Below are 13,321 nucleotides of genomic sequence, written 5' to 3'. Positions count from 1 at the left end.
TTCGTCATACCCGGGCTTGACCCGGGTATCCATCTTACGAAGAAGATGGATTGCCGGATCAAGTCCGGCAATGACGACTTGAACATGCGCACCGATCTCTTCGACTTCGAACTTCCCCCGACCAGCATCGCGCTGCGGCCCGCCAGCCCGCGCGATGCCGCACGCATGCTGGTCGTGCAGTCCGACGGCATCATGCACGACCGCACTGTCGCCGAGCTGCCGCAGTGGCTGCAGCCGGGCGATCAGCTCGTCGTCAACGACACCAAGGTGATCTCGGCCCAGCTCAAGGGCCGCCGCATCGGCCGCGAGACCGAGCCGAAGATCGAGGCGACGCTGATCAAGCGGCTCGACGGCTCGCGCTGGCGCGCGCTGGTGAAGCCGGCGAAAAAGCTCGCGCCGGGCGACATCGTCCGCTTCGGCAATGAGGGCAAGGTCTGCCTGCTCGGCCATCTCGACGCCGAGGTCGAGGCCAAGGGCGAAGAGGGCGAGATCACGCTGTCGTTCTCGTTCCATGGCCCTACGCTCGATCAGGCCATTGCCGATCTCGGCACGCCGCCGCTGCCGCCCTATATCGCCTCCAAGCGCACGCCCGACGATCGCGATGCCGCCGACTATCAGACCATGTTCGCGGCGAACGAGGGCGCGGTCGCTGCCCCAACCGCGGGACTGCACTTCACGCCTGAGCTGGAGGCTGCGCTACGCGGCCGCGGCGTCGAGCTGCACCGGCTGACCTTGCATGTCGGGGCAGGGACCTTCCTGCCGGTCAAGGTGGAGGAGACCTCCGAGCACAGGATGCATGCCGAATGGGGTTCGATTTCGGCCGATACCGCCGCGGCGTTGAACGCCGCGCGCGCCAAAGGCGGGCGCATCATCGCGGTCGGTACCACCTCGCTGCGGCTGCTCGAGAGCGCCGCGCGCGAAGACGGCACCGTTCAGGCGTTCGACGGCGAGACCTCGATCTTCATCACGCCGGGCTATCGCTTTCGCGCGGTCGATATCCTCATGACCAATTTCCATTTGCCGCGCTCGACGCTGTTCATGCTGGTGTCGGCGTTCTCCGGTCTCGACACCATGAAACGGGCTTACGCGCATGCGATCGCCGCCGGCTACCGGTTCTATTCCTATGGCGACGCCTGCCTGTTGTTTCGCGCGCGCGATTGAGCCAGGCCGGGGGCGTCCTCGCTTTGAAAAAGAGGCCCGCCAATTGGGCGGGCATAAGGTTCAGGGAGGAAGCGCTCTGACAAAGAAGCGCCAAGATTGTGTTTCTGCGATTCGGCTGATTTCGCCAAGCTCGTAGTACTACCGTCTCTGGCTACATGTCGGCGCCGCGGCCGTCCGGCGACCAGCGTTGTTTTCACGCGAAAACGCATAGGTGCCGGCGAGTTTGCGCGCCGATGACGAGGTTCCAACGCTTCCTGGCGTCGGATAGGGTGCGCGCGATCATCTGGAGAATTTCATGGACATGTCGGGTATTTTTGCGCGGTTCGTCGCGCTGATCGGTGCCGTCGCGCTGCAATGGCGCCGTCTGCAGGGATCTGCGCCAGCGCCGGCCTGGGGCAATAAGCCGGCGATCCCGGAGGCGAAGCCGCAAGGCGCGATCCCGACGCTGAAGATGCCGACGGCACAGGGCTGGAGCGCCGGGCAGAAGCCGACCGCCGCGCCCGGGCTGAAGGTCAACGCGTTTGCGACCGATCTCGACCATCCACGCTGGATCAACGTGCTGCCCAATGGCGACGTCCTCATTGCCGAGGCGACTCAGATTGCGGGACCGCCCAGGAGCGTGTTTCACTATGCGATGCAGGCGACGATGCGGCGTGCCGCGGCGCTCGGCGTCAGCGCCGACCGCATCACGCTGCTGCGCGATCGCGATGGCGACGGTGTTGCGGAGGGCCGCGGGATCTTCATGGAAGGGCTGAGCCAGCCGTTCGGCATGGCGCTCGTCGGCGACACTTTTTACGTCGGCAACACCGACGGCGTGGTGGCTTTCCCGTATGTCGCCGGCGCGGAGCGCATCACCGCCGAGGGAAAGAAGCTCGTCACGTTCAAGCCCGGCGGTCACTGGACGCGGAGCCTGTTGCCGAGCGCGGACGGCAAAAAGCTCTATGCCGGCGTCGGCTCGCTCAGCAACATCGCCGAGATGGGCATGGAGGTCGAAGAAGGCCGCGCCGCGATCTATGAACTCGATCTGGCTAAAGGCACGAGCCGCATCTTCGCCGGCGGCCTGCGCAATGCCGTGGGCCTTGCCTGGGAGCCCGGCACAAGCGTGCTCTGGACCGTCGTCAACGAGCGCGACGGCCTCGGCGACGAGACGCCGCCGGACTATCTGACGTCAGTGCGCGACGGCGGCTTCTATGGCTGGCCGTATTGCTACTGGGGCCAGACGGTGGACGACCGCGTGCCGCAGGATCCGGCCATGGTCGCGAAAGCGATTCAACCGGACTATGCGCTCGGCGGGCATACGGCGTCGCTGGGCCTGTGCTGGATGCCGGCAGGCACGCTGCCGGGCTTCCCCGACGGCATGGTGATCGGCCAGCACGGCTCCTGGAATCGCAGCACGCTGAGCGGCTATGCCGTCGTGTTCGTGCCGTTCGAGAACGGCCGCCCCTCCGGCCCGGCGCGCGACATCCTGACGGGCTTCCTCGCCCCCGATGAGAAGGTCTCCTACGGGCGGCCGGTCGGCGTCACGCTCGGCCCCGACGGTTCGCTGCTGGTGGCCGACGACGTCGGCAACGTCATCTGGCGCGTGACGGGCGCGTAGCGCCGTTCGACCCTCATGGTGAGGAGGCGCGTTAGCGTCGTCTCGAACCACGAGGCCCGNGGTGCCATTCATCCTTCGAGACGCCGCTGCGCGGCTCCTCAGGATGAGGTCAGGCAGAGGGGCGTAGGGTGGGCAAAGCGAAGCGTGCCCACCGTCTTGACTGGCCATGCGGGGCCAATGGTGGGCACGGCGCAAGCGCGCCTTTGCCAACCCTACGGCACCTTCACCTTCACACCATCGCGCGCTGCGGCAGCAATTCCGCGATCTGGATCGCGTTCAACGCCGCGCCCTTCAGCAGCTGGTCGGCCGAGACGAACATCGAGATCGAGTGGCCGCTGGAGTCGCTGAGATCCTTGCGGATGCGGCCGACCAGAACGTCATCCTGTCCGGACGCATCGATCGGCATTGGAAAATAATTCTTCGCGCGATCGTCGACGATCTTTACTCCCGGCGCCTTCGACAGGATCGCGCGCACGTCGGCTTCCGTGATCGGGTTCTCGCATTCGAAGGTGATCGCTTCGCAATGGGCGCGCAGCACCGGCACGCGGACGCAGGTGACGCCGATGGCGATCTTGTCGTCCTCGAAGATCTTGCGCGTCTCCTTGATGACCTTGGTCTCTTCGTCGTTGTAGCCGGTCTCGGGATCGATTGCCGTGTTGTGGCTGAACAGGTTGAAGGCGTAGGGGTGCTGGATCGCCTTCGGTGCGAACGGCCGGCCGTCGAGATAGGCGCGGGTCGATTCCACCAGCTCCTGCATCACGGCGGCGCCACCACCGCTCGCCGCCTGATAGGTCGACAGGATGACACGCTTGATGCGGTTGGCCTTGTGGATCGGCCACAGCGGCACTAGCGCCGTGATCGCCGAACAGTTCGGAACGGAGATGATGCCCTTGTGCTCGCGGATGCGGCCTGCGTTGATCTCGGGGATCACCAGCGGCACGTTCGGGTCCATGCGGAAGGCCGAGGAGTTGTCGATCACGACGGCACCGGCCTTCACTGCCGCGGGCGAGAACTTCCGCGAGGTGCCGCCGCCCGCCGAGAACAGCGCGATGTCGACGCCTTCGAACGACTTCTCGGTGAGCTCCTCGATCACGATCCTCTCGCCGCGGAAATCGATGGTCTTGCCGGCCGAGCGTGCGCTGGCCAGCGCCTTGAGCTTGCGGACGGGAAAGCCGCGCCGGTCCATGGTGGCGATGAATTCGGCGCCGACTGCGCCGGTCACGCCGGCAATGGCTACAACGGGTTCGTGGCTCACGGGTCTATCCTCCTGATTTGCGTATGTTGCGGGCAATAAAAAAGCCCCGGTCCTTTTCAGGCGGGGCTGCGGTTTGGATGATGCGGTCGTTCGACTACGCGCGCACGGCTCCCCAGCCCCCGGAGGGTGCTTTGGTTTTCGCGGTCGCTTTGGTCGAGATCGTCATGGCGCGGACTTATGCGGCAGCTTTGGGCGGCCGTCAACGGCTTTTAGCCTGATCCGGAGTTCGGGGGCAGACAACGCCCTCATCGCCGCCTTGCGGCGCCGGGAGGTTCGAGGACCACCGCCTTCAGGTCGTTGCCGCTCATGACGACGATCGCGAAATTCAGCCGGCCGCGCTCGCGGATCAGGCCGCCGCTGATGGCCTTGCCCGACGCCGCATGCTCGGCCACCCGAACGGCATCCGCCAGGCCGTGCCGAACCGTCTTGAGTGCAACGAGGTTGCTGCGGTCGTTCGCATCGAACTCCTTCAGGGGCAGGGCGGCTTCGCCGCCGACGATCTTGCCGGTCGCAGCGTCGACGGCGTGGTGCCAGATGCGGTCGTTGTGAAGGGTCTTGACCCGGTAGACCGGTGAATCCGGTGCGCCGTCGAAGCTGACATCGGCGGTGGTCGCACCGGCATGCAGGGCTTCGGCGATAGCCATCGCCTGGCTCAGCGAGACTGCCGACCCGCGGAAAAGCTCGAGCTCGCGGTTGATCGCCCGCTGGTCGAACGCGGCGCTATCTTCGGCCTCATTGCGGAGCGAGGTCGGCTCGTCGGCCGACGACGCCATGGCATAGATCGGGGCAGGGAGGATGATCGCCAGCAGGGCGACTGCAAGCAATGGTCTCCAACATCGCGGCACACGCATGTTTGCAAGTCTCCGTGCTTGAGCCTGTCTCTGCCGGCGGGCTGGATCGTCTCGAAGAAACGCGGCCGACCCTCTGGAGGCATATGGGTCGGCCGCGGAACGTCGCAAACGGGCGGGACCGCCGTTTGCGGCGATCGAAGCGCGCGAGCCCCCGCCGGGACTGGTAAGCGGGAACCCGCACGCTCCACTTGTAACAAAACCATACCGTATCGTTTTGTTTGGTCAAGGGTACATCCAGCCCGTACCGCATGCGAAACTCCGTTCTCACGGAATTGTCAGCGGGCGGGACGTCGCCGAGTGGTTCCCTTGGGAACGGACTGGACGCGGCTCGGTGGTCCGAGCGCACCGGCCAGGAACAGCCTGATCGCCAGCCGCATCCGTTTTTCGGCGGACTTCATCTCGAGCGGCGTTCCGAACGTCGCCATCCGGTGGGTGTGGCCGACGACCACATCGAGAAAGACCTCAGCCGCGATGCCGGTATCCTCGACGTCCATGGCGCCTTGCGCGACCAGACGATCAAAGAAGCGCGCAGTCGTGGTGACAGCCTTCATCCAGCCTTCCTCCTTGCCGAGTTTGGCAATGTCGGGAAAGTTGATGGCCTGTGACGTCATCATGCGGCTGAACGCGACGGCATCGGGGCCGCAGGTGAACGACAGCATCTCGCGCCCAACCTCTATCAGGCGCTGCTCGACCGAGATGTCCGAGGAACGCGTGAGCTGCATCTCGGCAGCTTCAGCAAGCGGCGCAAGCCAGCGCGCAATTTCGCGCCTCAACACCTCCGCAAACAGCCCGCGCTTGTCGCCGTAGCGCGCATAGACGGTGGGCTTGCTGACCCGGGCTGCTTCAGCAACCGCATCAAGCGAGGTCGCATCGTAGCCCCGGTCCAGAAAAAGACGGGTAGCAACTTCGATCAGCCGCTGATCGCGCTCGATGGCGGCGCTTTTTGTCGGCCGGCCGCCGCGCGACTTCGGGACGTCCCGTTTCGCCGGTCTGGCCTTGGTCGCAGTCAATCCCATGCCCAATGATTCCTGCGCGATCATAATAGTCGTCATTGCTCTATAACGCGCAGCAAGAGGGCCGTCATCGCGAATCTGGCCGAATTGGCCATATCGTCAACGGGTAAGGCGGGTCGTCGTTCCGCTCCTTCTGGGCTCATGGAAGCGTCGAGGTCCAGGCGTGGCCCGACGCGGCCTTCTCATAGCCATGCTGGTAAAGGGCGCGCATATAGGCGGTGTCGAAGCCCTCTTTGGGCGACGCGGGATAGTCGCGCTCGATATAGGACAGGTGAAAGCCCCACCGATTGCGCTGGGCGAATTCGTAGGTCGAGAAGATCAACGAGCGGGTCTGGGACTGGGTGATCGACGACAGGCTGCGCGAGGCGACGTCGAGCGTGCTGTTGGACACGAGTTCAAAGGTTCGTTCGAGCTTCTTGTTGACGAGGATGTAGATGTTCATCCGGCTGTTGCCGGGCAGGCGTCCCTGGAAGAGCAGGGCATCGGGCAGCGTCAGGACCGGAGCGGTCACGCCGCCGTCGACATGCATCTCCTGAAAGCGCCGGCCCTGGCCCTCGGCTTCGATCAGGATCGGCGGGAAGACCAGCGGAATGCTGGCGGAGGCCGCCATCACGTCACGAAACAAATGCAGCGCCTCGGGCGAGCCGACGGCGGCGATTTTTCCCATGTCCCAGACGACCGTGCGTTGGGTGTCGAGATCGGTCGTCACCACGAGCAGTTTTCGGCCCCTGGCGTTTTCGCGGGCGACGGCCGCCAGGATCTCCGGCCCGACATAGCGGGCCACCAGCTCGCGCAGCCGCTTGTTGCCGAACAGGCCGGATCCGAACAGCACGCGGATGATGCTGGGATCATCGAGCAGGCTCTCCGCGATGCCGCTGGTGTAGACCTCCCGCAGCGTGTCGTCATATTGCGATCCGAGAAACGCAAACGGCGCGATCAGGCCGCCGGTGCTGACGCCCGAGACCACCGAGAAGGTCGGGCGGTTGCCGGCCGCGGTCCAGCCGTTCAACACGCCCACGCCATAGGCGCCATCAGCGCCGCCGCCGGAGAGCGCCAGATAGGTTTTGGTCGAGGAGCGGTCGTCTTTCTCGAAACGGAATTTCGTGACGGGCTCGTCGGCGTAGCGCCGCAGGCCGTCGATATCGAGCACGCGGGAGCTGGAGGCATCTGCCGCGCTGTAGGGCGTTCGCGGCAGCGACGTGCAGGCCGCCAGCGCGAGGCTGCACAGCAGGACAGCCGACCCGAGCAGGCGTGAGCCTGTCCTCCTGATCCGGCTGTCGGAGAGGATTGATCCAGTCAGGAAAAAGAGGGAGGGCATTCGTCGTCAGTCACCGTACACGCTACTGGCCGCCGTCAGCCTCATCGCCCGTGGCGCCTCTTCATAAAACTATACGGTATCGTTTTGTTTAACAAGCGGGAACGCCGCTCAAATGTGTCCGGCGTGCGGCACGGGCACCCCGTGGCGCGCATTTGGGCGGTTGATTGGCCGTTCCCGGCACGCAATAAGCAGCGCCATGAGTCTTCCCAATCATTTCGAGTTGCTCGCCACCAATGGCGCCGCCCGCACCGGCCGCCTGACCACGCCGCACGGCGTGGTGCAGACGCCGGCTTTCATGCCGGTCGGCACCGCCGGCGCGATGAAGGGCATGCACTGGCGCGAGGTACGCGACGCCGGCGCCGATATCGTGCTCGGCAATACCTATCATTTGATGCTGCGGCCGGGCGCCGAACGGATCGCGGTGTTAGGCGGCCTGCAGACCTTCACCGGCTGGAACGGTCCGATGCTGACTGACTCCGGCGGCTTCCAGGTGATGTCGCTGTCCGACCTGCGCAAGGTCAGCGAGAAGGCCGTGACCTTCCGCTCGCATATCGACGGCGCCAAGGTCGAGCTGTCGCCGGAGCGTTCGATCGAAGTTCAGCGGCTGCTCGGCGCTGACATCGCCATGCAGATGGATGAGTGCGTGCGGCTGCCGGCTGGGCGCGACGATATCGAGCGGGCAATGCGGCTGTCGCTGCGCTGGGCGGAACGCAGCAAGCGCGCGTTCGAGACGGCGCCTGACGGCTACATGCTGTTCGGCATCGTGCAGGGCGGCGACATTCCCGAGATGCGCCACACAAGCGCACGTGAACTGGTCGAGATCGGCTTTCACGGCTACGCGATCGGTGGGCTTGCCGTTGGCGAGCCGCAGGCGGTGATGTTGGCGATGATCGAAGAGACCGCGCCGGCGCTTCCTGTCGATCGCCCGCGCTATCTGATGGGCGTCGGCACGCCGGAGGATTTGCTGGAAGCGGTGGCGCGCGGCATCGACATGTTCGATTGCGTGATGCCGACGCGGAACGGGCGGCACGGCATGGCGTTCACGCGCTTCGGCCAGATCAATCTGCGCAATGCGCGCCATGCCGACGATCCGCGGCCGCTCGACGAAGAAAGCGAATGGCCGTCGACGCGCAATATCTCACGCGCCTATCTCCATCATCTGGTCAGGTCGGGAGAGACGCTTGGCGCGATGCTGCTGTCGGAGATCAATGTGGCCTATTACCAGCATCTGATGCGGGGCATGCGCGAGGCGATTTCACAGGGGGCTTTTGCCAGCTTCCGCGAACGCACGCGCGCCGGATGGGCGAAGGGCGATATACCGCCGCGCTAGGGTGAAGTCGCCGGAGAACGCGTGGAACTCCGGCCTAGCAGGATAATGAAGGCTGCCAGAAGCTGGATCATGGCAATGAGCGCGAACGGCACCTGATAATCCGCTGTCGTATCACGCATCGCACCGATGATGGCAGGTGCGAATGCAAATACCCCTTGGTTGATCGCAACAATCAGCGCCACCGCGGTGGCGACATCCTCGCGCTCGAATTCCTTTTGCACGATCAATGGCGGGAGTGAGGTCAGATTGCCGATTCCGAGACCGAAGAGAACGCATCCAAGCGTGAGACCCACCGGTCCGCTATCGAAGATCAACAATAGGACACCGCCGATCTGCACGGCAAAATTGGCGGCGGCGGCGAACCGGCGATCATACCCGCCCATCCACTTGCCGGTCGCGGTCCGGCCAATGACGGCACATACCGTTGCCAGGCTGACAAGAAACCCGGCATGCTCAATTCCGATCTCCGGTGTAAGGCGGGCCACGAGGTGGGCCAGCAGGCCGATCTGCGCGAAGAGACCGAGCGAGAAAGCCGCCGAGATCGTAATGAAACGCGAGGTCCTGATGATCTCGATGCGGGTCCGTCTCGGCTTCGGCTTCGCGCTCGTCTGATGCGAAGCGTCGCCGTCTGGCGCCAGCCCCATCTCTTCGGGAGACTTGACCAGGAACCTGATGCAGAGGCATGCGACCAAGGCAACCATGCAGCCGCCAACGAAGAGCGCGGCGGATGGAAATCCGATCGATCGTATCAACCAGATCCACATCGGCACGAACAGCACGCCGCCGACGCTCGCGCCATTGAACGCAAGCGCTATCGCGACCGGCCGGTCACGATCGAACCATCTCGCCACGATCGCATTCAGCGCAGCGCCGCTCGTCATGGCCCAGCCAGCCCCGCTTGGGATTGCCGCGGCGAACAACTGCCACGCTTCGCGCGCGTTGGACCACAAGATCAGGCCGGCCGCCGTGAGGACTGCGCCAAGGAACGTCGTTTTGGCGATACCAAGCCGGCGATGTATCTCGGGCAAGCAGGCAATGGCGATTGCACTGAGCAAGAAGTGGGCGGTGATGGCTATCGAAATTTGCGAGATAGGCCAACCCCGCGTTTGGTGCAGCGATTGAAGAAACACGGAGGGGCCGTAGAACCCGATGCCCCAGGCAAACACGGCGATTGCGAACGCCGACCAGGCGACTGACCATCCAAAGAACCGGCCTGCGGCAACCATTGTTTCTGTTTTCCTGAAAACTAAGATGGGCACGAGGTAGCATTGGGAGTGTGCGATGGCTCGCTGCATTCGGACTCGATCGTCGGCAAGGACCAGCGTTGGCAACCTGGACGTGGCAACCTGCGAGCGGGCGCGCGTCAGCCGCGATCGACGATTTGACGGTCGGTTCTTCTCAGGTGTCAGGACAACGCGCATCTACTGTCGTCCGGTCTGCCCGGTTCGCCCCGCAAGAGCGGAAAACGTGTCCTTTTATCCGTCGGCAGCGGCGGCGGAGCGCGCTGGATTTCGGCCGTGCTTGCGTTGCCGGCCAGAGACGGCACCATCTATCCCGATTATTCGACAAGCATCTCGGGGCCAGCCCCGGTCAGATTGCCAGGACGGCGCGCGTGCAACGGGCGAAGCGACTCCTGGATGATACGAAATTGCCGATGATCGAGATTGCGTTGCTGGCGGGCTTCCGCAGCCTGCGCCGCTTCAATGCCGTCTTTGAGGAAGTGTACAGGCGTCCGCCAACCGAAATTCGGCGGGGGCCGCACAATGGTTAGAAAATTCAGGACCAAAAACAAACGCGCGCCGGTTGGGCGCGCGGTGACATTGCTCCAAGATAGAGCTTGAGGTTAGTTGCAGGCGAACCTCTTCGCTGAATGCTTGGTCACGAAGCCGTAACCGCAGGTGTCACAGGTCCAGAGGTAGCTGATCACGTTGTCAGTGAGGTAGGCGGAAGCTTCCGCCGCCACCATGGTGTCGGCACACACCGGGCACGTGGGCAGATCGGATCCGCGCGGATCCGGCCTGTAGGTTACGGTCGACAGGATTTCAGCGATTGCTCGCATCGTGACCCTCCTAGCGATCTGAACCTCTGGCTCAGCTCACGACGAAAGTATAAGCAGAAATCTTTGACGTTGTCGCAACACAAATGCGTTGATTTCGCGATATTTAGCGACAATTGCATTTTGCGTTGCAGCGAATGTTCCGTGTCCGCAATTCCATCTTGCGCGTGGACGCGACCGCCTCCTAAGTAGGGAGCCGCTAATTTCCCGCACATAATCGCCATGGGAGTGTTGAGATGGATGCGTCGTCAGCCACGAGTGCAGTGCAACGTCCGGGGCGGGGAAAGGTCTACGACTCCATCGTCGATGCGATCGGCGACACGCCGATCGTCCGCCTGCGCAAACTGCCGGAGGCGCACGGTGTTAGCGCAACCATCCTGGCCAAGCTCGAATATTTCAATCCTGCCGCAAGTGTCAAAGACCGCATTGGCGCGGCGATGGTGATCGCAATGGAAAAGGCCGGCGTGATCAATGCCGACACCGTGCTGATCGAACCGACCTCGGGCAATACTGGCATCGCGCTCGCCTTTGTCGCGGCTTCGCGCGGCTATCGGTTGAAACTGGTGATGCCGGAATCGATGTCGATCGAGCGGCGCAAGATGCTGGCGTTCCTCGGCGCCGAAATCATCCTGACGCCGGCCGCGCAAGGCATGAAGGGCTCGATCGCAACCGCGGAGGAACTGGTGCGGACGACGCCCAACGCGGTAATGCCGCAACAGTTCAAGAACCTCGCCAATCCCGAAATCCATCGCCGCACCACGGCGGAAGAGATCTGGAACGACACCGGCGGCAATATCGATTTCTTCGTCGCCGGCGTCGGCACCGGCGGCACCATCACCGGCGTCGGACAGGTGCTCAAGCCTCGCAAGCCGAGCTTGCGGATCGTCGCGGTCGAGCCGGAGGAAAGTCCGGTACTCGGCGGTGGGCAGCATACGCCGCACAAGATCCAGGGCATTGGCGCCGGCTTCATTCCGGACATTCTGGATCGCTCCGTGATCGACGAGATCGTCAGGGTCAACGGCCCGGCGGCGATCGAGATGTCGCGCGCGCTGGCGCGCATGGAAGGCATTTCCGGCGGCATCTCCTCCGGGGCCGCAATCGCAGCGGCGCTTGCGATCGGCAAGCGTCCCGAGAGCGCCGGCAAGACCATTCTCGCGGTGGTGCCGTCGTTCTCCGAGCGGTATTTGTCGACCGCGCTGTTTGAAGGAATATAGCGATGGCGGACCAGCCGCGACGGCCGAGAACCCTGAACGATGCACGCACCGAAGCCGAGGCCGCGTTCAAGCGGTCTACGACCAAGGTGGCGGAGGCGCCTCCCAAGCAAGCCGCCATTCCCGGCGTGCGCGAGCAGGTCACGCTGCGGATCGACCAGGAAGTGCTGGAGTGGTTTCAGGAGGGCGGTCCGGGCTGGCAGGACCGTATCAACGAGGCGCTGCGAAAGGCTGCGGGCAAGTAGAACGCCACTGTCTGCACTTGCCCGTCCGCCACGACTGTTTGCGGTTCAAGCGGAAGGAACCAGAACGCGATTGGCATTGTCCCAACGCCAAAGCCGATCGTTGGTCAATCTCGTGCCTCCCCACCACCGATCGATCGTGCAGTGCTGGGCAAAATCCGCCTGTTGCTTCAACAGCGTTCGTCCGAGTTCCGACAAGGATAGCCTGCTCCTTTTATAGCGCTCGAAGCGCTCGCAATCGTCGTGCAGGGCCAGGTTGAATGGACCATCCTCGTCGAGGCCCAAAATTGCGGGTGTTTCGCAACGGGCGAGCCCGTGGAGCCTCGTCCCGAGTTCCCAGTAATCGAGAACGCTGACGGGATTGTCGCCGCGATACCCGGCGATGGCGCGCATCGGCGCGATAGGCCCGGTTGAGACGATTTCGAGCAGTTTCGTTTCTGCAGCCGTGAGCGCCGTATTGGTAGCCGGCAATTCTTCCAACAACTGACTGACGGTGGGCTGCAGATAAGGCAGGGCCTGGAGATCCTCGCGCAGCAGGGCGAACCACGCCTCGGGGCTAGGATGTTGAAACGCCTGCAACGCGAGCTTCGCGGTCTGCAACTGGATGGCGGAGATCTTCTCCGCCCGCGGTCGAAGTGCCGGGATGCTTTCCGGTATTTGGCTGCGGATCAAAAAATCAGGATTTCTTAGCAACAACTTCGGAATGAGGCTCGGATAGGCGCTGAGCCAATCCAGCAGTTGGACAAGTTGAAGTTGAGAATTGGGATCATGGTCGGCCCAAATCTCGACGCGGTCGAAGTCGCTCATGACGCGGATCCTGTCGCGCCATTCATCGCAGAGCCGGTCCGGGCCGTCTGTGTCCCAACGTTGGATCTCGGTGCCGCCAAGCCTCGCCCGCTCCGCAAAGAAAGCCTCGGGTTCCGAAACGGCCGGGACCGGCCCGGTGACGAGCCTGTACGAAAATCCGATCACACGGTCGGCCATTCCGGACGCAGCGAGGCATCCCGCAGCCGTATCGTCCGGCGTCAAAATCAGGGTGCTTATGGTTGCCATTCGACTCTTACCGATGTGATTGCACGCGCTGGCGAAGCGCAAAATAAAAGGCCCGGGATCATCCCGGGCCTTTTTGTCGATCTGTTCGCTGTTAGCGCAGCATGCCGCCGACGACGCCGCCGATGAAGCGGCCGGCACCAGCCGGATCGGGGCCGGGGGCAGGGGCGCTGTACTGGCGCTGCGGCGGGGCCTGCTGCGGCTGAGGCTGGGCCTGGGCGGTACCGCTGCTGGGGG

At 63.8% G+C, this 13,321-nt stretch carries 12 protein-coding genes and 1 pseudogene; 6 read left to right on the top strand and 7 right to left on the bottom strand.

The features are described from left to right. Positions 1–84 precede the first annotated feature (84 nt). On the top strand, positions 85–1,161 hold the full coding sequence (gene queA, locus CQ14_RS31375; RefSeq protein ID WP_057861768.1) for a tRNA preQ1(34) S-adenosylmethionine ribosyltransferase-isomerase QueA: 1,077 nt from the start codon (positions 85–87) through the stop codon (positions 1,159–1,161). Positions 1,162–1,456: 295 nt separating this feature from the next. Then, on the top strand, positions 1,457–2,758 hold the full coding sequence (locus CQ14_RS31370) for a PQQ-dependent sugar dehydrogenase (RefSeq protein ID WP_057861673.1): 1,302 nt from the start codon (positions 1,457–1,459) through the stop codon (positions 2,756–2,758). 229 nt (positions 2,759–2,987) lie between these two features. Here the strand turns inward: CQ14_RS31370 and CQ14_RS31365 are convergent, their stop codons facing one another. The 4 genes from CQ14_RS31365 to CQ14_RS31350 form a co-directional block, all read right to left on the bottom strand. Further along, positions 2,988–4,013, bottom strand: a complete 1,026-nt coding sequence (locus CQ14_RS31365; RefSeq protein WP_057861672.1) for an aspartate-semialdehyde dehydrogenase — start codon at positions 4,011–4,013, stop codon at positions 2,988–2,990. A 245-nt stretch (positions 4,014–4,258) separates the two neighbouring features. Next, a complete protein-coding gene (locus CQ14_RS31360) occupies positions 4,259–4,786 on the bottom strand; it encodes a PepSY domain-containing protein (protein WP_245320656.1) in 528 nt (175 codons plus the stop codon). A gap of 353 nt (positions 4,787–5,139) precedes the next feature. Then, positions 5,140–5,880, bottom strand: coding sequence for a TetR/AcrR family transcriptional regulator (locus tag CQ14_RS31355; protein WP_057861767.1), 741 nt, complete (start codon positions 5,878–5,880; stop codon positions 5,140–5,142). 136 nt (positions 5,881–6,016) lie between these two features. Beyond that, positions 6,017–7,195, bottom strand: coding sequence for a patatin-like phospholipase family protein (locus CQ14_RS31350; protein WP_057861670.1), 1,179 nt, complete (start codon positions 7,193–7,195; stop codon positions 6,017–6,019). A 196-nt stretch (positions 7,196–7,391) separates the two neighbouring features. Between CQ14_RS31350 and tgt the strand changes: the two genes are divergently transcribed. Next, positions 7,392–8,525, top strand: a complete 1,134-nt coding sequence (gene tgt / locus CQ14_RS31345; protein WP_057861669.1) for a tRNA guanosine(34) transglycosylase Tgt — start codon at positions 7,392–7,394, stop codon at positions 8,523–8,525. Here tgt and CQ14_RS31340 read toward each other — a convergent pair. Next, a complete protein-coding gene (locus CQ14_RS31340; RefSeq protein ID WP_057861668.1) occupies positions 8,522–9,751 on the bottom strand; it encodes an MFS transporter in 1,230 nt (409 codons plus the stop codon). The two genes, tgt and CQ14_RS31340, sit on opposite strands and share 4 nt — an antisense overlap. A gap of 55 nt (positions 9,752–9,806) precedes the next feature. On the opposite strand from CQ14_RS31340, the pseudogene CQ14_RS42730 reads away from it, so the two are divergent. After that, positions 9,807–10,296: pseudogene (locus CQ14_RS42730) on the top strand (Ada metal-binding domain-containing protein). Positions 10,297–10,368: 72 nt separating this feature from the next. Here the strand turns inward: CQ14_RS42730 and CQ14_RS31330 are convergent. Continuing rightward, complete coding sequence (locus CQ14_RS31330) at positions 10,369–10,584, bottom strand: hypothetical protein (protein ID WP_057861666.1); 216 nt, start codon at positions 10,582–10,584, stop codon at positions 10,369–10,371. 233 nt (positions 10,585–10,817) lie between these two features. On the opposite strand from CQ14_RS31330, the gene cysK reads away from it, so the two are divergent. After that, on the top strand, positions 10,818–11,795 hold the full coding sequence (gene cysK / locus CQ14_RS31325) for a cysteine synthase A (protein WP_057861665.1): 978 nt from the start codon (positions 10,818–10,820) through the stop codon (positions 11,793–11,795). Positions 11,796–11,797: 2 nt separating this feature from the next. Beyond that, on the top strand, positions 11,798–12,037 hold the full coding sequence (locus CQ14_RS31320) for a BrnA antitoxin family protein (protein WP_057861664.1): 240 nt from the start codon (positions 11,798–11,800) through the stop codon (positions 12,035–12,037). A gap of 45 nt (positions 12,038–12,082) precedes the next feature. Here CQ14_RS31320 and CQ14_RS31315 read toward each other — a convergent pair whose 3' ends face one another. Then, positions 12,083–13,087, bottom strand: a complete 1,005-nt coding sequence (locus tag CQ14_RS31315) for a hypothetical protein (RefSeq protein WP_057861663.1) — start codon at positions 13,085–13,087, stop codon at positions 12,083–12,085. Between the last annotated feature and the right edge of the window lie 234 nt (positions 13,088–13,321).

The sequence above is a fragment of the Bradyrhizobium lablabi genome, from assembly GCF_001440475.1.
Taxonomy (GTDB): domain Bacteria; phylum Pseudomonadota; class Alphaproteobacteria; order Rhizobiales; family Xanthobacteraceae; genus Bradyrhizobium; species Bradyrhizobium lablabi.
The sequence above is the reverse complement of the archived record's forward strand: the minus strand, read 5'-3'. Positions and strand labels throughout refer to the sequence as shown.